At 47.7% G+C, this 262-nt stretch carries 1 protein-coding gene; it reads right to left on the reverse strand.

Annotated features, from left to right (window positions below; all coding sequences use genetic code 11):
- Positions 1 to 262 (reverse strand): hypothetical protein (locus B4920_RS26685; RefSeq protein WP_139379710.1); only part of this gene is annotated, 262 nt, incomplete at both ends.

Consider the following 262-nt stretch of genomic DNA (forward strand, 5'->3'; position numbering starts at 1 on the left):
TGATCGCCTTAGCGTAATCTAGCTCACCAGTCACATCGATCGAACCTAGCTCGCCCTTAGCATTAAACTGCTTAATATCGAGTTTCGCATCTTGATGATGGAGTTCACCGCTAATGGCTAACATTTTATGAAAAGGTGTGGTGACATTTCCTTTGAGTATTGCGGCTTGTTGAGTAAGGGAGCCTTGGCTGTCGAGGTTAAGATCGCTGACGAGATACTCGGCATGTTGCAGTGGCCACTGTGCGCGGGCTTTCTCCAGTTT

The sequence above is a fragment of the Zoogloea sp. LCSB751 genome, from assembly GCF_002028455.1.
Lineage (GTDB): Bacteria > Pseudomonadota > Gammaproteobacteria > Burkholderiales > Rhodocyclaceae > Zoogloea.